This window comes from Methanomassiliicoccales archaeon, from assembly GCA_036504055.1.
GTDB lineage: Archaea > Thermoplasmatota > Thermoplasmata > Methanomassiliicoccales > UBA472 > DASXVU01.
On record DASXVU010000048.1, the window covers coordinates 181,584 to 202,100 of the forward strand.

Here is a 20,517-nt window from a genome sequence, read left to right on the forward strand (position 1 = left end):
GTGATCCTCAAGCGCCAGCCTAGTCCTCTCTCCATTTGAAAAGCCTTACCGCCGCAACGAAGACAACTGCCGTTATGACCAGTATAATTGCCATGTCGGCCAGTGCGGCGCCGATGTTCCCATACACCATGACGTTGTTGATCCCTTCGATCACATAGAACAGCGGCAGCACGTGCGCGATGCCTTGCAGGTACATCGGCATGATGCTGATGGGGAAGAACGTCCCGGATAGGAACATCATCGGGAAGGTCACGATGTTGCCCACCACGCCGGCCGTCTCCGGGTTCTTGGACACCGTTCCGACCAGCATGCCCAGGGCTGCGAAGAGCGTAGGGCCTATCAGCAGGAATGGCAGGATCCAGATGGTCAGGGTAATGTGGGCGTCGAACGCCAGGATGCCGACGGTCACCATCAGGACGAATGAGATCGCGGACAGGACGATGTACCACATGACCTTCGACAGCAGCCATTCCATCTTCGTCAGCGGCGTGAGGCTGAGCTGCTTGAACAGCTTGGTCTTCTTATATTCCGAGGAAATGTTGGTAAGGGAGAACATCGGGCTGACCAGTATCGAGAAGCCGATAAGCCCAGGGATCAGGAAATCGATGTATTTGGTCTGCTGGGTGTTGACCGTGGTCTGCGTCAGGCCGATGACGCTCGTGCCGTTGAAGCGTTGCAGGTTGAACAGGTTGGACACCCCGTTGACCGTTCCGGCGACTATGCTGCTGCTGGTCGATGCCGGGTTTCCGAAGACCGTGATGTTCACCTGATGAGCAGCCAGATAGTTGGCCGAGAATCCCGCCGGGATGATGATGCCGTCAGAGGCGGAATGATCCGCCAGGTATTTGGGCAGGTCCAGAGACGGATCCACCATGATAACTTTCAGGGTGTGGGTGGCGTTCAGCGCTTTCAGGAATTGACCCGCGACATTCATCTGCGGCACCGAGAACGGCCCGCTGTCCTGGTTCTGCATATAGACGTCGACGGTGCCGCCCGAATTGCCGGAGAAAATGGCGCCGAAGATCAGGATCAGGATGACCGGGAAAACCAGTCCGAAGAACAGCCCGATCCGGTTGCGCAGGTAGCCTCTGCTGTAGACCTTGAAATCGGCGAGGATGCGTTTTCCGCTGATCATTGGCCACCACCTCCTTCCCGAGGCCCGTTGTTCGTTCTCCTCTTCAGCTCTCCACGCTCATCCACGATCCCGCTCACCAGTTTTACGAACACATCGTCCAGGCTGTCCCTCCGGGTGCGGATGTCGCCCCACTCCATACCCGAGCTCTCGGCCGACTCCAATGCCGTCAAGGCATCCGTCTTCCGGTCCATTTTGATGCTGATCTCTCCGGTATTGAACGTCACCTTCAGCTTGGTGTTCTCCTGGATGTGATCTGCAAGCTCCTTGCTCCCGCGTATCTCCAGCCGCTCCCCGGAGCCGTGTTCTCTGATGATCTCGTCCGACGTGCCCATCGCCACGATGCGCCCATGGTCCACGATGGCCACTCGGTCGGAGAGCACCTGCGCCTCGTCCAGATAGTGGGTGGTGAGCACGATGGTCTTGCCTTTTTCCTTAAGACCCCGGATCACCTCCCAGACCGCCCTCCTGGCGTTGGGGTCCAGGCCGGTCGTAGGCTCGTCCAGGAACAGAAGCTCCGGAGAGTTGACCAGGGACAGTGCCAGCCCGGTCTTGCGTTTCTGTCCCCCGGAGAGGTTGTCGAAATGGACATTGGCCGATTCTTCCAATAGAACATCCTTGAGGATCTTGTCTGGATCGACCTCGATATCAAAGAGCATGGCATAATAGAGGATCGCCTCCCGGGGGCTGGTCTTGTCGAAGAAGGTGAACTCCTGTGGAATGACGCCGATCTTCCGGTGGAGCTTGTACCCGCTCTCCCACGGGTCCAGGCCGAGCACGGTGGCCTCTCCGCCATCCTTTTTCCTCAGGCCCTCCAGGATCTCTATGGTGGTGGTCTTTCCGGCCCCGTTCGGTCCCAGGAGGCCGAACACCTCTCCCCCCTTGACACTGAACGAGATGCCGTCGACTGCTTTTATGTCACCGTAGTGCTTTTTCAGTTCTGTGACTTCGATAGGGTTCAAATGTGTGTCTCCGACATTTTCGAGGCATCGATGCAATTCAACGTCCTGTGCAATATTGGCACACCTCATTTGAAATAACTTTTGGAGCCCGGCCTTTTCTAACCACCCCCCCAAAATCTCTTGTCGATTTAATCGATCGATCGACGAGGGTCATCGTCGGCTCTGCCTTCCGTAACAGTCGGCTATCCCTGTCATCTGCTTCTGCTTTATGTAGGAACATAGGACAGCAGGTCAGACCTGGCTACTGCCGGGGTTCTGGACCTTTTTATAAATCTATTTCACCCATTGCCCGGCCTCTCAAGCACCAAATGGGAGGAAACCGGCCGTTCATTCGGAGGAAAACTGACCATCTCCCCGGTCATGCCAAGTATTATTTTGGTCGGGCTCGCACATACCATCGATGATCGGCTTGAAGAGGGTGTACGAACCGTCAAGCCCGGATGATGGCACGAGGGTTCTGGTCGACCGGTTATGGCCCAGGGGCGTTTCGAAGTCCAAGGCGGCGGTGGACGTTTGGCTCAAGGAGGTCGCTCCATCTCCTGACCTCAGAAAGTGGTTCTCGCATGAAGATGCCAAATGGGATGAGTTCCGGGAAAGGTACTGGAAAGAGCTGGAGGCCAATCCTGCGAACGTCCAGAAATTGAAGGATATGGCCGACAAGGGAAAGATCACCCTGATATTCTCCACCCGGGACGAGGTACGGAACAGTGCTGCCATACTTCGGGATTTCCTGACCAGGTCCGACGAATCCGGTTGAGGTCGCCCAGTATGGCGTGGAAAGGATCAAAATAGCGTGGGGAGGCATCGAAGACCCAACATTCTCCTTCCGCGGCAGCGGTCCGATGTTCAGTCATCCTTCTTTTCATCCGGTAGGTAATCCTCCCGGACCGGGGAGAAGACCTCGATAGCCACCGAATCTTCCAGTATGACCGCTCCATGAACGGTGTTGCCAGGTATGTTCCAGCTATCTCCCGGGCCGACCATTGACTCTTCCGTCCCGATGGTCAGGCGCATCGACCCCGACACGAGATATCCGGTCTGCTCCTGGAGATGGGAATGGCTGGGAAAGAGGCAGTCCGCCTTCAGTCGGAATTCGGTGAAGAGCGTGTGGTTACCATAGGTAAGCGTCTTCCGCGATATCCCTGGCGCCCTGGTCCTATAGCCGTCATCACATCTTCGATAGAACATGCAATGGTAACTGGCACATGGCGTTATAGTTCTTACCGCTGAGGTCGTAGAAGGTCACTTCACCTCGGCGTCCAACACCATTCGGTGTCGGCCTTTCCTTAGGCCAGACGTGTCAAACCTTCGTTCCCATCGACATGGAGAAATGTAGCAAGATACCAGACCGTGAGTGTGAGGTGCTGGGAACGGATCGTTTTTCATTACCTTCTCGAGATGAGAGCTGATATGGATCGAGAAAGGTGGCCAGGCATCCGCAGCGCCCGATCGGCGATCCCCAGCCCTCCTATTCGATCATTGAACATCCATGGTCCCGGCCTCTTTCAGGGCCTTCACCGCCGCTATGGCCTCGGCCTTCTTCTTGGTCCGGCCCTCGCCCTCCACCGTTCTCCCGTTTATCGTGGTCGTATGGCGGAAGATCAGCTGTCCATCTTCGGTGCGCTCGGACACGTTATGGGTGACGACCAGTTCCCGGTTCCGGTCCACCAGTTCCTTCAGGTCCGTGATCGGTCCCTTGCCGCTGGTCGAGCCCGACAAGAGGTCATCCGTCAGAAGGAACCGGTCAATGAAACCGCTCGCCGCCTCATACCCCACGTGCTGGTATAGCATCCCGACGATCGCTTCGAATGCCGTCGACACCATCTTGTCGGTGACCTTGGCCCCCGCATCTCCGTGATGCATGGCCAGCATTACGGCGAGTCCGCCCTCCCTACCCGCCATGACCAGGACCGGGTTGCTTCTAAGATAATTGCACATCAGGGACATGGTGCCCGGCGCGAACTCCTGTTCCAGGTCAAAGATGGCCTCGGCCACTCGCATGTTGAGAACGGCATTGCCCAGGAATTCCAGCCTTTCGTTGTTCGGCACTCCGGCAGATTTGGGGGTCAATGCCTGTGCCAGGATCTTTCCGTCGCTGTCCGTTACCAGCAGGTCCTTGACGTACTCCTCGATGGTCTCCATTCGATTCATCTCTCCCTGGCGGATATGTGGAAGGTCCATTAAACACTGCCGTGATCGTTCTTTGTTCGGATCGACCATGGTCGTCCTATGGATGGTTCATGACCTTACGCTCCAAGATCTCCTCTCCTTCGTATACGAACAGCCTTGGTCTCCCCGCCTGCAGGACGACATAGGTGTTGGGAGGCGTCCCTTCGGTGACCCATGAACCGGTGTTGATCAGGTTCCCCTCCTGACTGATGAACGGATTATGCGTATGGCCGAACACCAGGATCTCTTTCGGCCTCCCATGGACCTCGGCATAGGCAAGTTTCTCGATGCCTTCGATGCGGTTCTTCAGCCTTATCTCGGGCCCGTCCTCGATGCTCCCGGTGGTCAGCTTGAGCTTCCCTTCCTCCCCCCGCTCGGCGATGACGGAGTACTGCACGTCGCCCATCTTCTTGGCCAGGTATGTCCAGACGTCGTCCTTCGGTATTCCATCGGAATCAGACATGACATGGCACAGGATCTCGAGTATCGGCCTGATGAACTTGGTCTCGCTCCCGTACTCGAACTCATATCCGTGCATGAAGCGGTAGGTATGCAGCCCATCCGTCAGTTCCAGGGTCTCATGGAACTCGAACGGGTAGTTGTAATGCGGGGCCCGGTTCTTCAGTTTCAATAGGTGGTAGTCGTGGTTGCCCGCCACCCAGTGGACGTTCATCCTTTCCTTGAGCGCCAAGAGCAATTCCATCGTGTCCATGTTCTCCAGGAACACGCCCGACGCATCCCGATGCCACATCTCCACGATATCGCCCAGGAGCACCAGGTCGGTCAGTTCTCCATCTTCGAGGAGAGATCGCAGGAACGATTTGAAGGGATCTTTATGGCTGTTCACGCTCCCCAGGTGGACATCGGATACTACCACGACTTTGACGGTATCACCATGAAATGAAGTCTTGCCCGGAATATATAAACCCGGTGAGGTAAGGAATGGGTAGATGCGTACAATTATGCCATCACGGGCAATGTCATTAATTTGGACAAGACCTATTCGGTCCGGGGATAAATGACGATGGGCGTCAATGACAAGATCAGATTGACCAAGGAGCAAAGGACAGACATGATAACCTCGATCAAGAGGTATTTCCAAAAGGAAAGGGGGGAGGCGATCGGCGATCTCGGGGCCGGCCTGCTGCTGGACTTCATCATTGAGAGACTGGCCCCGGAGTTCTACAACCAGGGGGTCAACGATTCGGCGAAGTACATCGGCGATAGGATAGAGGACATGATGTCTATCCAGATCATAAGACCGAAGTGAATTCTAGGGTATCTCCTGCCTATCCATGATCTCGCCTCCCCCATACACGAACAGGTGCGGCCTTCCTCCTTCCAGCACCACATAGGTCTTGTAGATCTTCGACTCGGTCACCCACGAGCCGGTGTTGACCAGATCCTCTCCTTTGCTGATGAAAGGGTGATGTGTGTGGCCGAAGACAAGGAGTTGGCCAGGTTTGCTCCGCACCTCCTCATGGGCGCGCTTCTCGACCACCTCAAGCCGGTTCTGTGCCAGTCTTTCCTCGGGTCCATCATTCAGGCTCCGGGACCGCCTTTTGAGCCGCCTCTCCAGGTGTTGGGTGAAAACAGTATAATGTAGGTCCAGGAATCTTCTCCGCAGGTAGGTCCACAGTTCCTCCTCCCGGACCCCATCAACGTCGGACATGAAGTGGCACAGGATATCCATCGAAGGTCTTATGATCCTGAGTTCATGCCCATATTCGAACTCGTAGCCATGCATGAACCTGATGGTACGGCCGCTGTCTACCAGTTCCAATTCTTGTTTGAACTCGAAAGGATACCGGTAATGCGGGGCCCGGTTCTTCAATTTCAGTAGGTGATAGTCATGATTTCCGGCCACCCAATGCACTTTTATTTTTCCCTGCAGGTCCTTGATGAGCTGTATGGTGTCCATGTTCTCCAGGAACACACCCGAGGCGTCCCTCCGCCACATGTCCACGATGTCCCCCAGGAGCACAAGGTCCGTGATCTCAGGGTCTTCGCGCAGGGAACTTAGGAACGAGTTGAAGGAAGCCCGGTCACAACTCGCGCTGCCTAGATGGACATCAGAAACGACCACGATCTTGATGATATCACCGGTAAATCAGTCCAGCGCGCTGTATATAAATCGGTGGGGGCTCCGCATGGTGATCAGCCACAGTAGGAAGTCTAATAATCCAGGTGATACGAATGATTAATCTGGTTGGAATAGAAATTGAACTTGACCGAGGAAGAGAGGGAAGAGATCGTCGCCTATGCCGTGTCTAACGTTCCCAAGGAAGGGATCCATTCCCTGTATGCGTTCGGTCCGAAGGTGGCTGGCTATGGGACGGATACCTCTTCCTATGACCTTGTAATAGTCACCAAAGGCCTCCCGAACATCGAAGCGGACCCTAAAGGAACAAAGCCCGATGCTCATTCATATATCCTCGTCGAAGAGAAAGAGCTTCTTGCAGCGGTCGATGGCGGCGGTTCGGGTGAAAAGGCCCTGAGCAACCTTCTGAACATCTACGAACCACTGGTCAATCAAGAGTTCATCCGCCAGGTTGAGCTGAGCTACAAAAGGAGGATAATTGCCGAGGTCCTTTTCGAGCTTCAATCAGACTACGACGATCTCTCCTCGAACTTCATAATTCCCTATGAATACTTTTTATTCGATAAGCTGCACAAAATGGCCTTGGCCCATCCTGATGAGGTCGAGGGATACGTACGCACTTACAGCGGCGCTAGGAAGGAACGTAACCTGACATTCGCCCTCAAAGGATTTCAAGAGGCCTCAGAGAAACTCGCTGCCCAAGCGGTGATCGATAGGTCGAACGATTCGGTCCGGATCCCAGGGGGCCGTGTTAAACGATTGGAAGCCCTTGACGATCTCGGCAAGCTGTATCCCCAGACCGCGAAAGAGATGACCCGGAACACTCTTCATTCCTCAGCTAGCAAGGTAGGCATCCAGCCCAAGACCCAACCCATTCCGGAGGCTTCGATCCATCAAAAGATCTGGACCATGGTCGAGCTTGAACGGCCCAAGAAATTGCTCCGACTTGAAGAGGGGGTGGTCTTTGACGATGCCAGTAAGATGATCGAAGAGTTGGCCCAGATAAATGGTTTCGCTGGAGCCTACGAACACGAAGAGAAGAAGATGGGAGACTTCACCAATTCCAGTAAGGGGTTGGAGATCAAGGGGGGAGGGAGGCAAGCGAAGTTCATCATGAAGCCCTTCCCAGAGCTGAAGTCAGCGAAGTGGTTCATTCTGAACATTTGGTCTCTTGCCGCTAAGAGCTTCAATATGGCCCCGTTATCGAGGCTGAACCGGGAGATCGAGGCGGTCACACGGCTTCGTGGGCTCGGGATCAGGACCCACCGCATTGCCGGGATCATTTTGGAGGACAGGACCCTGGTGACCGAGTATACTGAAGGCACTCCCCTCGATCGGTACGTCCAGGAGATATTCGAGGGGAAGTCCACCGATACCGGCCATATTGAGGAATACGCCCGGGTGCTGGGAAAGATGCACCGTGCCGGTATGGTCTATGGGGACACGAAGCCAGCGAACGCACTCATAGGAAAGGACGGACTCTATCTATTGGACCTGGAGCAGGCAGAGGAAGGAGGGGATAAAGCCTGGGACCTGGCCGAATTCCTCTACTATTCGGCGAGGTCCGCTGAGAAGGAGGCAGGGATGAAGCTAGTCGCCGATTCCTTCCTGGCAGCCTACCGGGAACAAAATGGCAGCCAGACCATAGCCAAAGCGAGAAAGATAAGGTACATGAATCCGTTCTTGATCTTCGTAAAGCGAAAGATGAGACGCGTGGTGAGGGAATCTCTCGAGAGACACTCCTCACCCGATATCCAACAACGAAGAGTTTTAGAATCATGATCTAACGGATTCGTCGACTGGGAGCCAATCACCCGGAGAGCGGATTGGCCAACGAGTCCTTAAACGATCTCGATCCTCTCGGTGATCTCCCTGCCGCCGAACACGAACAGCCTGGGCTTTCCCTCTTCCAGCACCACGAAGGTGTTGTGAGGTTCAGCGTCCCTGACCCAGGATCCGGCATTGACCAGGCTCTCTCCGATATTTATGAATGGGTGATGCGTATGGCCGAATACGAGGACGGTTCCCGCTTTGCCTCTGATCTCATCGAAAGATCGCGCCTCCAGCTTCTCCAATTTATCTTTCAGACGCTCGGCTGGCGTATCATGAAGACTTCTCCGGTTGACGGTAAGGTCCTTTCCTTCCAGTAAGTGCGAGAATGCTGAATAGTGAATGTCGGCCATGATTTTCGTTATGCTCACCCACATCTCGTCCTCCGGCACGCCCTCGGCATCGGACATGACATGGCACAGCATCTCCAGGATCGGCTTGATGAACCTTATTTCGTCCCCATACTCGAACTCATATCCGTGCATGAAGCGGTAGGTATGAGGTCCATCAGTCAGTTCCAAGGTTTCATGGAACTCGAACGGGTAGTTGTAATGCGGGGCCCGGTTCTTCAGTTTCAATAGGTGGTAGTCGTGGTTGCCCGCCACCCAGTGGACATTTATCCTATTACCAAGGTCCTTGATGATCCTCACCGTATCCATGTTCTCCAGGAACACACCCGAGGCGTCCCTCCGCCACATGTCCACGATGTCCCCCAGGAGCACCAGGTCGGTCAGATCGTTGTCTTCCCCAAGAGAGTTCAAGAACCCGTTGAAGGCCGTCTTATCGCACTTATCGCTCCCCAGGTGGACATCCGAAACGACCATGACCTTGATGGGATCACCGATGAAAACAAACCAAGCTCGAATTATTTATACCGTGTTGCCAGGAATGAGAGGTAGGCTATAGGATCTCATTTTCAGATTTGAGAAAAAGATATCATTAAAGGTCAAAGAGCCGATATGAAAACGGTCTGTCCTCAACGGTGGGCGTCATCGAGGTTGGAGGAGCTTAGATGGTATCGAGGTCCGGGATCCGTGCGATCACATTTGTCTGTATTCTAGGTCTGTCCCTAGGGGCGCTTTTGGTGTTATCGTCGAACCCTGTAAGGGCGGATCTCTCCGGCGTCTACGAGTACCAGGTCATCGATGGCGGTCTCCACGCTGAGATCACCGGTTATCTGGGAACGGATGCGGTCGTGGATATCCCGTCGGTTCTGGACACCCACCCGGTCACCTCCATCGGGGACTCTTCGTTCTCCGATCAGGGGAGCATAACGGCGGTCACGATCCCTGATGGGGTCGTCAACATCGGGTCTAGCGCATTCTATCAATGCACCGGGTTACGCTCGATAGTGATCCCGGACAGCGTTACCGCCATCGGTGACAGCGCTTTCTATGGGGACGGTGTGCTGGAAAGCGTCGACATGAACCCCACGAGCAGCCTGGCGACCATCGGCCCCTCCGCCTTCGATTCGTGTGTGTCCCTTCCTTCGTTCACATTCACAGCCGAGGTCGCAACAGTCGGAAGCCAGGCCTTCTATCATTGCTCGTCTCTGAGCACGGTCGACATACCCGATAACCTGGTGACAATCGGAGAAGGGGCCTTCAGCTACTGTTCCGCATTGACTGGATTCACCGTCGACGATGGTAATATGAATTATGCTGCCGTCGGTGGGGTGCTTTACGACAAGTCGATGACCGTCCTTGTCCAGTATCCTTTGGTCAGGTCGGGCATACCGACGATCCTGGATGGTACAACGAACATAGGATATCGGGCTTTCTTTCACAGCGGTTCAATGACCTCGATCACCATCCCGGCCTCGGTCATCTCCATCGGAGGGGAGGGGTTCAGCAATTGCACCGCCCTTACGCACATGAACTTCAACGGTGCTAAGCCGTCATTTGGAGCAGGGTGGATAAGCACCCACGGTGCCGGCCTGAAGATTTACTACTACTTTGGGGCGGGATTCACCACACCGTTGTGGCAGGGCATACCCACCGGGTGCATCAGCGATCTGGAGATGGACACCAACATCGGGACCACTTCACCGGCCGAGGGCACATGGGAGAGGAACGGAACGGTATCGATCACGGCCATAGCACCTGACCCGGGTGAAGGCAGGTACGTTTTCGACGGCTGGACCGGGACCGGGGATGGCGGTTACACCGGAAAGGATAATCCGGCCTCCATCACCATGAACGGACCCATCAGCCAAACAGCCCATTGGACGCTGCAATACAAGCTTACTATCTCCGCAGGGGTGGGAACCACCTCCCCAGGTGCGGGCGAACACTGGTATGAAGCCGGTTCTTCGGTTACCATCGAGGGAGACCAGACATCCGTAGCCACTGGCGAAAGATACGTTTTCGCAGGCTGGAGCGGTTCCGGTGCGGGAAGCTTCTCCGGTTCGGACGACTCCACCGACGTTATCATGAATGGCCCCATCACCGAGACCGCCTCCTGGACGCATCAGTACCAACTGACATTCGCCGTTTCTCCCTCGGGGACGGGCAGCACCACTCCCTCCGGTAGCGGCATTTGGGTCAACGCTGGAACACTGTCGATCACTGCCACTCCCACCGGGGCGAACTATTTCGGCTCATGGAGCGGCTCGGCCGGGATCACTTTCGACGCCCAATCATCATCGACCACGGCGGTCGTCAACGCCCCTGGGACCGTCACCGCGAACATGCTTCCGATCATAGGGATCACCATCACTTCGAGTCCGGTCGGTTCCGGATACATCATGGTGGATGGGGCGGCTTACAGCGCTCCTCATACCTTCAATTGGACGATGAACAGCGTCCACAGCCTATCGGCCATGTCGACCGTGTCGGTCAGGGCCGGAGAGCGTTACACGTTCAGTTCCTGGAGCGATGGAGGCGGCCAGGTGCATGATTACACCGTCGTTACCGCTGCCGACGTGGTCACGGCCCTGTTCGTCCACGAATACCAGCTGACGATGTCCTCGAATTTCGGGACCACCAATCCCGGGGCCGGGTCTACCTGGCACGACGCCGGGTCGTCGGTCTCGATCAATGCCTCCCTGCCTTCATCCGGGGTGGGCGAGCGCTTCGTGTGGTTAGGCTGGGTCGGTATTGGCCCTGGAAATTATTCCGGAACAACCGGCCAGAGATCGATAACCATGAACGGACCGATCGCGGAGACGGCTTCGTGGATGCATCAGTATCAGGTCACGATGGCCACGGACATCGGGACCACCGCTCCCTCCTCGGGAACCTCATGGCAGGACGCTGGCACCCCGTTCTCGATAACTGCGGGACAACCCAGAGAGGCACTGGGCGAGCGGTATCTCTTCAAAGGTTGGACCGGGACCGGCGTTGGCAATTACACCGGTTCGACCAACCCGGTCACTGTGACCGTGAACGGTCCGGTCACCGAAACGGCATCATGGGCGCACCAATACCGGCTGACCCTCTCCGCGAACCTGGGCACGACAACGCCGGTTGCGGGGAGCTACTGGCATGACGCGTCCTCAGCGGTCAGCATCTCGGCCGCGGCCATGGCGACCTCTGCGGGCGAACGGACATCTTTCATCGGCTGGGCCGGAACTGGTTCAGGCAGCTATTCGGGGACGACCAACTCGGTCACACTGACCATGAACGGCCCGATGACCGAGAAAGCCGCCTGGACGCTCCAGTACCAGCTGACCTTGACCGCTTCTATCGGTACGACGACCCCGGCACTGGGCAGCACATGGCACGATGCCCTGGCATCGGTGAACATGACCGCAACGCCACCACCCGCACCGGCGGGTCAGGGTTACGCGTTCGATTTCTGGACCGGGACCGGTCCAGGCAGCTATACCGGCGCGACCAATCCGGTCACCCTGACCATGAACGGCCCGATAACCGAGGATGCAGCCTGGGAGCTCATGGACCTGCCGATAGCGCCGACAGGCCTGATGGCGATAGCCGGTGACGGTCATGTCACCCTGAATTGGACGGGGCCGGTCAATTCCAACGTCGATCACTACTTGGTATATCAGGACGGGGTGGAGGTGAAGGCTGTGAGCACCATCGGCACCAGGATATCCGGACTGACCAATGGCCAAACCTATTCGTTCACCGTCAAGGCGCACAATCTCGCCGGAATCGGACCTGGTTCCTCTTTCGTCCTGGTCACACCGGCCGAGGCCCTGCTTAAGCTGGACATATCGTCCCCCGAGGCTTGGTCCTACAACAATTCCGGAAACGTGGTGTTGCGGTGGACGGCATCGGCCATGACCTCCATCGTGGTCAGGACCGAAGTGCGAAGCGATCTCACCGCATGGACCACGGTCACAGGGTCGAGCAGCACCATGAGCGGTCTCGCACAGGGCACAAGGACCCTGTATGTCAGGGTCACGGATGCAGATTCCCGGGTGAATACGTCTTCGGTCACCATCATCGTGGACCCGACCGCCCCCATCCTTGCCATAACATCGCCGGGATCCGCCTCCTACATCAACAGCTCGAACATAATGGTCGGCTGGACGGTCGTTGATGACGTTTCCGGACCCGCCAGGACAGAGGTCAGTGTCGACGGTTCGGTCTGGACGACCGTGGCCGGCAGCAGTTCCTCCATATCCATGCAGGACGGTCCCCGGAAGGTCTATGTTAGGGCGACCGACCATGCCGGGAACGACAGGACAGCGTTGGTGTCCTTCATCGTTGACACTATGCCACCGACGATCTCTTCCAAGATGCCGACGGGCAGCAAGGAATCGACCCGTTCGACCGTCGATCTGACCTTCAGCGAGGCCATGGACCCGTCATCCACCACGATCTCCCTCGGCGTGGACGGTTCGCTGGTCTGGAACGGCCTCGACGCCACCTTCATGCCATCGGCGGCGCTCAAAGGCAACACCAGTTACACCGCGACCGTGAACGGCAAGGACCTCGCAGGGAACCCGATTTCAGAGTCATGGACGTTCAGCACCGCCCGGGTGGGTAAGATCTCCGGAATGGTCCATGGCCATGACGGAAAGGCACTGGCCAACGCAATGGTTAGGCTGGTCGGTCATAGCGTGGCGGCCCAGACCGGGATGGGCCGCTTCATCCTTGCTGCGTCCGCCGGCCTGGGCATGCTGCAGACCACCACGAGCGATGGGAACGGTTCATACGCCTTCCATGACGTGGCCATCGGCGAGTATGTTCTTGAGGTCGAGGAGCCGGGCTATGCAACCCAGAGCACCGCGGTCATCATGACCGCCCAAGACGTGGACAACGGAGGATTGACGGTCGACCCGCGTGTCGACCTCCGGACCTGGAGGGACGGAAATGTGCTGATCATGGCGGTCGGTCTGCTGATCGCCGCCATCCTGGTACTGGTGATCGTCATACGCAGGAGGCCCGCGGTCGACAGTGAGGCCGGGGGAAGGGAAAAGAAGGGCGAAGCTTCGTCTAAGAAGAAGAGGTCGGAGAAGAGATGAGCGGAGGGACGATCAGCTCTCCGATTCTTCATTCATCCTTGACGTCCATCAGGCCGATTCAACGGACCAGCCGACCGTTCTGTTAGGTTATCAGCAATGAAAAAGTGGGTCCGACCTAAATGCGGGCTCTGGTTATGCCAGATGGGCGAGAGTTCGTTATAGATCGTCCCTGTTCCTCTCTATCAGGAATAATATTAAGTTGCCACCCAAACATAATATTAACTCCTTCGCTTAAGGGCAAGAGATAAATTCCGGGGCGGGTTTCAATGTTCATGAGGTCGAGGATCAGCTTCATTACCTTCGCGATCGCATTACTTCTGATGCTGGGGGCATTGGTTATGATGGTTTCCAGCCCAGCCGCAGCAGAAGTCTCCCTCGATGGAAATTTCAGCTACAGGCATTACCAGGAAGGTGTCGAGATAACTGCCTACCTCGGCGCAGAATCGGTTGTTGTGGTTCCATCGGACATTGACGGCAATCCGGTGGTCTCAATAGGGGCTTCAGCGTTCGCATCTGGCACAACTCTTGTGCCGCTGACCTCGGTCCAGATCCAGGCCGACGTGAGGTCTATCGGAGATTCCGCTTTCTATCAAAGCGGGGCAACCATAAATATTCCCGCAACGGTCCAAAAGATCGAGAACAATGCCTTCTATGGATGCACCGGATTGACAGCGGTCGCCATTCCTGACGGTGTCACCACCATAGGCAGCGGCGCATTCCAGGGATGCACCAATCTGAACTCCCTGACCTTAGACGGCGCGATCAGTCTGAGTTCGGTAGGAAGCAACGCCTTTGCTTCCACCGCCATTCAATCGGTTACCATCCCCGACAGCGTGGCCTCCATCGGAACTGACGCTTTCAATAACGATCCTGCCCTGACCCAGATAGCCGTAGGGGCTGGCAACTCGAACTATGCCAGCATAGGCGGTGTCCTCTATAACAAGGCCATAACAACCCTGATCAAGTATACGGCCGGCAAGCCCGGCGATTTCGTTGTCCCGGACAGCGTCACAAATATCGTGGCAAATTCGTTCCTCGGCTGTACCGGATTGCAGAGCGTCACCGTCCCGAGCGGCGTTACCAACATCGGGGCCAGCGCGTTCTCCGGATGTACGGCATTGACCAGAATGGAATTCAAGGGCAACTCGCCCAACATGGGCGCGAACTGGGCGAGCGGCGCGACCGGCCTTAAGGTCTATTACCATAGCGGTGCCTCCGGCTTCTCCGGCCCGTCCTGGAATGGCATCACATTGGTCGGTCTTTATGGACTGACCATGTCGTCGAATTTCGGGACGACATCGGTCGGGGGCATCTTCGAGGAGGGAGCCCAGGTCACGATCACCGCCACAGCACCGACCGCCAACAGTGGCGAGAACTATGTCTGGAGCGGCTGGACCGGAACAGGCACCGGAAGCTATAGCGGTACCGACCTTACCCGCGTGATCACGGTCAATGCTGACATCACCGAGCAGGCCGTATGGACCAAGCAATACTGGGTCACCGTCTCGTCCAATCCGGTGACGGGGGGAACGACCGTCCCGACCGCGGGACCCCAATGGATCGACGCCGGACCTCTCTCGATACAGGCCAGCACTTCAGCAGGCTACAGCTTCTCATCCTGGTCCAGCACCGGTCCCATCACCTTCAATGACCAATCTTCCTCCACGGTGGCGACCGTTTCCGGCCCGGGGACCATCACCGCGGGGTTCACGGTGAATTCGGTCGAGATAACGATCACTTCCACCCCAACGGGTGCCGGTTATGTCCTGGTGGACGGAAATCCCATCGTCACTCCTTGGACGGGCTCCTGGGTACCGGGAGAGAAACACGACCTGGTGGCGACGGACTCGATCGGTGCGAACGAACAGTACCTGTTCCTTAGCTGGAGCGACACCGGGGCCAGGGCACATCAGTACACCATGCCGATGTTGTCGGACACGATCACCGCCAGCTTCAACCATCAATATCTGGTCACAATGAACGCCAGCTTCGGAACCACCACCCCATCGATCGGTACGCATTGGTACGATGCCGGAACGGTGCTGACGATAGATGCGACCGCCCCAGTGGCCAGCGGTGGATCGCAATATGTATGGAAGGGCTGGACCGGGACCGGGACTGGAAGCTATTCAGGGATCGACAGACCAACATCGAATGTGGTGGTCAACGGGCCGATCACAGAGACAGCCGGTTTCACCAAGCAATACCAGGTCACCTTCGCGGTCTCTCCGGCCGGAGGAGGGACCATAACCCCGGCGCCGGGCACCCAATGGATCGACGCCGGACCTCTCTCGATCCAGGCCACACCGTCGGCCGGTTACAACTTCTCATCCTGGAGCAACAACGACGGTCTGACGACCTTCGGTGATTCGCAGAGGTCCTCCACAACCACCAACATCGTAGGGCCGGTGATCATCACGGCGAACTTCGGGCCGCTCCCGGTCTCCGTGACCATCAGGTCCTCGGGATCGGCCGCGACAGGATATGTGCTGGTAGACGGTGTTGGGATCACCACGCCGAAGAGCTTCGTCTGGACCCCGGGCACCAACCACACCCTGGAGGCAGTGGGCAACGTCTCCGCCGGGACGGGAGAGAGGTACTCGTTCGGCTCGTGGAGCGATGGCGGCGCCCGGTCGCATTCCTACCTGGTAACGACATCGCCGGCCACCGTCACCGCCAGCTTCAGCCACCAGTTCGCACTCACCATGAACGCCAATGGGGGGACCACCACGCCTGGCGCCGGCATCCTTTGGGTTAACGCCAGCTCAAAGGTCACCCTGAACGCCACCGCCCCCCCGGCCAATGCCGGATCGCAATACTCATGGAAGGGCTGGACGGGAACGGGTTCCGGTAGCTATACCGGCGCCAGTCAGCTCGCCACCAACGCCGTGACGATGAACGGACCGATAACCGAGACGGCGATATGGGGTCTGCAGTACGCGGTCAACATCTCCACGAACTTCGGCGTGACCTCTCCGCTGGCGGGGATCAGCTGGTTCGATGCAGGCTCCACGATCACGCTTACCGCCACGGCGCCCGCCGCCGGTGCCAATGAAAGGTACCTCTTCAACGGCTGGGTCGGGTCCGGCGTCATAGCATACAATGGAATGGACAACCCGGCCACAAACGCCGTGACCGTCAACGGGCCCATCAACCAGACCGCTTCCTGGACCCTGCAGAGGGGGCCCGGTATGGTCACTGGCCTGACCGCGATAGCAGGCGATTCCATGATCAGTCTGAGCTGGAACGCACCTTCCGACAGCGGAATGCCTGTGGACGGCTATGTGGTCTTCCAGGATGGAGTGCCAGTGAAGTCGGTCACCACCCTTTATGCCACCATCGTCGGTCTCACCAACGGACAGTCATACTCGTTCACGGTCGCAGCCCATAATGCGATCGGGAACGGGCAGACCCCGACCGCCGTGTCGATAAAGCCGATCAAAGGGGCGAGCACCCTTATCCTCGAGATAACCTCGCCAGTGACAGGTTCGTACAACAGCACCGGCAGTGTGATCCTGAAGTGGAACATCACCGACTTTGGCTCGGCCGTGGTGAAGACGGAGGTCAGCAGCGAGGTCTCCCCCTGGATAACGGTCACCGGAACGAGCTATGTGATGGGCGGACTGTCGGAGGGGCCGCACACCCTGTACGTCCGGGTCACCGATGCGGTGAACAACGAGGTCACCAGATTGGTCCCGATCATCGTCGACAGATCCCCGCCGATCGTTACCGCAAAGACGCCGACGCCAGGCGGATATGTCAACAACCAGTATGTCACGTTCACCTGGGCGATCAATGATACCGGTTCCGGCCTTTTCAGTACCGAGATAAGCACCGACGGTATCAATTGGGCCGTACAGTTGGTGGCAGGGAAGACCTCAATATATCAGGACGGTTCGTACAAGTTCTACATCCGGGCCACTGACAACGCCGGTAACAATGTGACGGCCATCATCCCCTTCACCGTCGACACGGTATTGCCGACCGTGGTGATGAAGTCCCCATCCGGCAACGCCGAGTCCACCGTCGTCGGGATCAACATCACCTTCAGCGAGTCGATGAACCGGGCATCGACGATCATATCGGTGGCCGGGGTGGGCGGAGCGGTGGTGTGGAGCGGCAGCAACAGCGTGTCGTTCATGCCGGTGTCGGCCCTCAGGGGCTGGACCAACTACAGCGTCTCGGTGAACGGCACGGACCTGGCCGGGAATCCCATCACGAAGTCCTGGACCTTCAGGACCGCCCTCTGGGGCACGATATCCGGCGTGGTCCACGACTACGACGGGAAGCCGCTGGCCAACGCCGTCGTGAAGCTGATCGCGATACCGACGGCCGCCCAGAACAGCTCGCTCTCATTGGCGGCGTCCACCGGCATCGTCAAGGTGCTGACCACGACCTCCGACGCATACGGAGCGTACGCATTCCATGATGTGACGATCGGGAACTATACCCTGGAGGTCACCGCCCCCGGTCGCCAGGCAAAGAACACGCCGGTATCGATGACCATGAACGATATAAGGAACGGCGGGCTGACCGTCGATCCGGAAGCGTCCCCGGCTGGTATGGTGGACGGACTGCTGTTCCTGATAGCCATCGCGGCCATCTCCGCCGGCCTGATAGGCCTGGTGCTAATGGTCCGGAAGAGGAGGAACCCCCCGACGAAAGCGTCGATCCTGGAATTCAGGGATGCGTTGCCGCCGACCGCGGAGATGCAGGAGAACCAGGAAAAAGGATGATGGCCTCGGGGGCCACTTCACAAACATCTTCCCATCTTCTATCCTTTGCTTGATCCGGGTCCCGTTATCACCTGATTGTTTAATATCCCGAACCGCGCTATTTTCCTGAGGGTTCAACATGAAGGTAGTGATAGTCTACGACTCGGTTTCGAAGGCAAGGATGACGGAAAAGGTCGCAGTGCTCATCCAGGACGGGCTGAAGGAGAAGGGCGTTGAGGCCGAGGCCCTGCACGTCGGCCATGCCGGCGGGGTCAAGATCGAGGACTTCGATTGTCTGATCATAGGCTCACCGACCATGGGCTGGAGGCCGACCAAGGAGACGGTGAAGTTCTTGGAAGGGCTCAAGGGAAAGCAGATCTCCGGCAAGTTCGCGGCCTCCTTCGATACTCAGATGAAATCGATCATGAGCGGCAATGCCAACAAGGCGATGCAGAAGCAGCTGGGGGAGCTCGGCTTCAAGATCGTCGGTTCCCCGCTGCCTGCATACGTCCACGGGGGGAAGGACAATTACCAGCTCCGTGACGGGGAACCGGAGAAGGTCAAGGAGTGGGCCAAGGGCGTGGCGGCAGCGGTCGGCAGCAAGTAGTCCGCCAGCCGAACACGGACCGTACCATCCCCATTCAGTCACCTGCAGCTCAATCAAGGGGTTCAGGAGGATGGGTCAGGTCCGGCATCAGTGCGATACAGGTCCAACTATTCGATGGCCCGCGATACGAATTATCGCTCGTTCCACGGAGAAACGTTATCAAACGATCGTGTAGCTATGGAAAAGTGACCGATGTCAACTATAAAGAATGCCGATAGGGAAAGGGATTCCGTCCATGTGCTGGCGGTCGAGGACAACCCCGGGGACCTCGGTCTGGTCAGGGAATACCTGTACAGCGCCATTCTTGGGCAATACAGGATAGCCAGTACCGGCATGTTGTCAAAGGCGTTGGAAATGCTTGGGACCGAGGATTACGATGTGATACTGCTCGATCTCAATCTCCCGGACAGCAGAGGGTTCGATACGTTCACGAAGATACACTGCAAGTTCCCCCAGGTCCCCATCGTGGTGCTGACCGGTTCCACCGATGAGGGGTCGGCCGCGAAGGCGATCAACGAAGGGGCGCAGGATTACCTGTTCAAGAACGATCTCACCTCGAGCAGCCTGAGCCACGCCATCATCTTCGCCATCGAACGGAAGCGCATCGAGCTGGAGCTGATAGCGGAGAAGGGCCGTGCCGAGCTGTACCTCGACCTGCTCACCCATGACATCAACAATTACATCACTGCCGCACTGGGCTATCTGCAGCTGGCGGAGATGCGGCTGCAGCTGGAGGACAAGGACAAGAAGCTCATCCTCATACCCATGCAGGAGCTTCGGAACAGCAGCGAGCTGATCGCCAACGTGCGCAACATTCAGAGGCTCGAGGCGGACCGTTACAGGACCGAAATGGTGGAGATCGGCGCCATGCTGGAGGAGATCAAGGGGGAGTACGAGCATCCTCCGGGCAGGGAGGTGAGGATCGCTATGGAGATGCGGGAAGGATGCAGGTCAAAGGTCTCCAGTCTGCTGAGGGATGCGTTCGGTAACATAGTCAGCAACGCCATCAAGCATTCCACCGGTCCTCTGGTGATAGGCATTGCGCTGACCATGATATCGCAGGATGGTGATGAGCACTGCCGGATCAGCATAGAGGACAACGGCCCCGGGATAGCGGACGAAATGAAGGAGAAGGTGTTCGACCGTTCCACACGAGGGGGCACCAAGGCGACCGGGCATGGGCTCGGGCTATATCTGGTCAAACGCCTGGTGGAGGACCAGGGAGGGTGGGTATGGGCCGAGGACCGGGTTCCCGGCGACCATACCAAGGGGGCCAGGTTCGTGATCGTTCTGTGAGCTTCCGATCGGTCTCAATACAATGCCGATAGATGATCTTGGTCCGATGCTTCGGATATGGGAAGAATGGTACGCCGATCGTTGGGACTCAATTGCCCTAATAAATACATCCTTTTTCATCGGGATATATCCCCGATTTCCGTTATTTTAGCAACTAACCATTAAGTATCACGTTTTGAGACATGAAATTAGGCGGCCCGAAAATTAAGGGGAGCTAACCTCACGGAGAGAGAGGTTGTTTCAGGCCATAAGGTGAGTCCGATCCGTTCAG

At 57.2% G+C, this 20,517-nt stretch carries 14 protein-coding genes; 7 read left to right on the top strand and 7 right to left on the bottom strand.

All coding sequences use genetic code 11. The features are described 5' to 3' along the window. Positions 1-19 precede the first annotated feature (19 nt). Together VGK23_13085 and VGK23_13090 are read right to left on the bottom strand one after the other, a co-directional pair. Positions 20-1,135 (bottom strand): ABC transporter permease, encoded by a 1,116-nt coding sequence (locus VGK23_13085; protein HEY3421479.1) that lies wholly within the window; start codon positions 1,133-1,135, stop codon positions 20-22. Beyond that, positions 1,132-2,094 (bottom strand): ABC transporter ATP-binding protein, encoded by a 963-nt coding sequence (locus VGK23_13090; GenBank protein HEY3421480.1) that lies wholly within the window; start codon positions 2,092-2,094, stop codon positions 1,132-1,134. Before VGK23_13090 ends, VGK23_13085 begins: the two co-directional genes overlap by 4 nt. Before the next feature lie 400 nt (positions 2,095-2,494). On the opposite strand from VGK23_13090, the gene VGK23_13095 reads away from it, so the two are divergent. Then, the gene (locus VGK23_13095) at positions 2,495-2,851 is read left to right on the top strand and encodes a DUF488 domain-containing protein (GenBank protein ID HEY3421481.1); all 357 of its coding nucleotides are present in this window, start codon (positions 2,495-2,497) and stop codon (positions 2,849-2,851) included. Between the two features lie 89 nt (positions 2,852-2,940). On the opposite strand, the gene VGK23_13100 is transcribed toward VGK23_13095, so the two are convergent. The 3 genes from VGK23_13100 to VGK23_13110 form a co-directional block, all read right to left on the bottom strand. Next, positions 2,941-3,282, bottom strand: coding sequence for a cupin domain-containing protein (locus tag VGK23_13100; GenBank protein ID HEY3421482.1), 342 nt, complete (start codon positions 3,280-3,282; stop codon positions 2,941-2,943). Between the two features lie 288 nt (positions 3,283-3,570). After that, a complete protein-coding gene (locus VGK23_13105) occupies positions 3,571-4,236 on the bottom strand; it encodes a ribonuclease III domain-containing protein (GenBank protein ID HEY3421483.1) in 666 nt (221 codons plus the stop codon). Positions 4,237-4,321: 85 nt separating this feature from the next. Further along, entirely contained in the window at positions 4,322-5,140 is an 819-nt protein-coding gene (locus VGK23_13110; GenBank protein HEY3421484.1) for a metallophosphoesterase, read from the bottom strand. Between the two features lie 147 nt (positions 5,141-5,287). Between VGK23_13110 and VGK23_13115 the strand changes: the two genes are divergently transcribed. Further along, on the top strand, positions 5,288-5,533 hold the full coding sequence (locus VGK23_13115; GenBank protein HEY3421485.1) for a DUF2164 domain-containing protein: 246 nt from the start codon (positions 5,288-5,290) through the stop codon (positions 5,531-5,533). Positions 5,534-5,536: 3 nt separating this feature from the next. On the opposite strand, the gene VGK23_13120 is transcribed toward VGK23_13115, so the two are convergent. Then, positions 5,537-6,349: a UDP-2,3-diacylglucosamine diphosphatase gene (locus VGK23_13120; protein HEY3421486.1), complete on the bottom strand. Its 813-nt coding sequence runs from the start codon at positions 6,347-6,349 to the stop codon at positions 5,537-5,539. A gap of 141 nt (positions 6,350-6,490) precedes the next feature. On the opposite strand from VGK23_13120, the gene VGK23_13125 reads away from it, so the two are divergent. After that, positions 6,491-8,146: a lipopolysaccharide kinase InaA family protein gene (locus VGK23_13125; protein ID HEY3421487.1), complete on the top strand. Its 1,656-nt coding sequence runs from the start codon at positions 6,491-6,493 to the stop codon at positions 8,144-8,146. 59 nt (positions 8,147-8,205) lie between these two features. Here VGK23_13125 and VGK23_13130 read toward each other — a convergent pair whose 3' ends face one another. Continuing rightward, positions 8,206-9,018, bottom strand: a complete 813-nt coding sequence (locus VGK23_13130; protein ID HEY3421488.1) for a metallophosphoesterase — start codon at positions 9,016-9,018, stop codon at positions 8,206-8,208. Between the two features lie 188 nt (positions 9,019-9,206). On the opposite strand from VGK23_13130, the gene VGK23_13135 reads away from it, so the two are divergent. The 4 genes from VGK23_13135 to VGK23_13150 all read left to right on the top strand — a co-directional run bounded on the left by VGK23_13135 (position 9,207) and on the right by VGK23_13150 (position 20,246). After that, entirely contained in the window at positions 9,207-13,628 is a 4,422-nt protein-coding gene (locus VGK23_13135) for a leucine-rich repeat protein (protein ID HEY3421489.1), read from the top strand. A gap of 266 nt (positions 13,629-13,894) precedes the next feature. Further along, positions 13,895-18,364 (top strand): leucine-rich repeat protein, encoded by a 4,470-nt coding sequence (locus VGK23_13140; GenBank protein HEY3421490.1) that lies wholly within the window; start codon positions 13,895-13,897, stop codon positions 18,362-18,364. Positions 18,365-18,482: 118 nt separating this feature from the next. Further along, positions 18,483-18,950 (top strand): flavodoxin family protein, encoded by a 468-nt coding sequence (locus VGK23_13145; GenBank protein HEY3421491.1) that lies wholly within the window; start codon positions 18,483-18,485, stop codon positions 18,948-18,950. A gap of 192 nt (positions 18,951-19,142) precedes the next feature. Then, positions 19,143-20,246 carry a hybrid sensor histidine kinase/response regulator gene (locus tag VGK23_13150; GenBank protein HEY3421492.1) on the top strand — a complete coding sequence of 368 codons (1,104 nt, stop codon included), beginning with the start codon at positions 19,143-19,145 and terminating at the stop codon, positions 20,244-20,246. The last annotated feature ends 271 nt before the right edge of the window (positions 20,247-20,517 follow it).

Coding starts and splice junctions, on each gene's coding strand:
- VGK23_13135 (HEY3421489.1), top strand. CDS start 9,207: ATGGTATCGAGGTCCGGGATCCGTGCGATCACATTTGTCTGTATTCTA.
- VGK23_13145 (HEY3421491.1), top strand. CDS start 18,483: ATGAAGGTAGTGATAGTCTACGACTCGGTTTCGAAGGCAAGGATGACG.
- VGK23_13095 (HEY3421481.1), top strand. CDS start 2,495: ATGATCGGCTTGAAGAGGGTGTACGAACCGTCAAGCCCGGATGATGGC.
- VGK23_13105 (HEY3421483.1), bottom strand. CDS start 4,236: ATGGAGACCATCGAGGAGTACGTCAAGGACCTGCTGGTAACGGACAGC.
- VGK23_13130 (HEY3421488.1), bottom strand. CDS start 9,018: ATGGTCGTTTCGGATGTCCACCTGGGGAGCGATAAGTGCGATAAGACG.
- VGK23_13115 (HEY3421485.1), top strand. CDS start 5,288: ATGGGCGTCAATGACAAGATCAGATTGACCAAGGAGCAAAGGACAGAC.
- VGK23_13100 (HEY3421482.1), bottom strand. CDS start 3,282: ATGTTCTATCGAAGATGTGATGACGGCTATAGGACCAGGGCGCCAGGG.
- VGK23_13140 (HEY3421490.1), top strand. CDS start 13,895: ATGTTCATGAGGTCGAGGATCAGCTTCATTACCTTCGCGATCGCATTA.
- VGK23_13085 (HEY3421479.1), bottom strand. CDS start 1,135: ATGATCAGCGGAAAACGCATCCTCGCCGATTTCAAGGTCTACAGCAGA.
- VGK23_13150 (HEY3421492.1), top strand. CDS start 19,143: ATGTCAACTATAAAGAATGCCGATAGGGAAAGGGATTCCGTCCATGTG.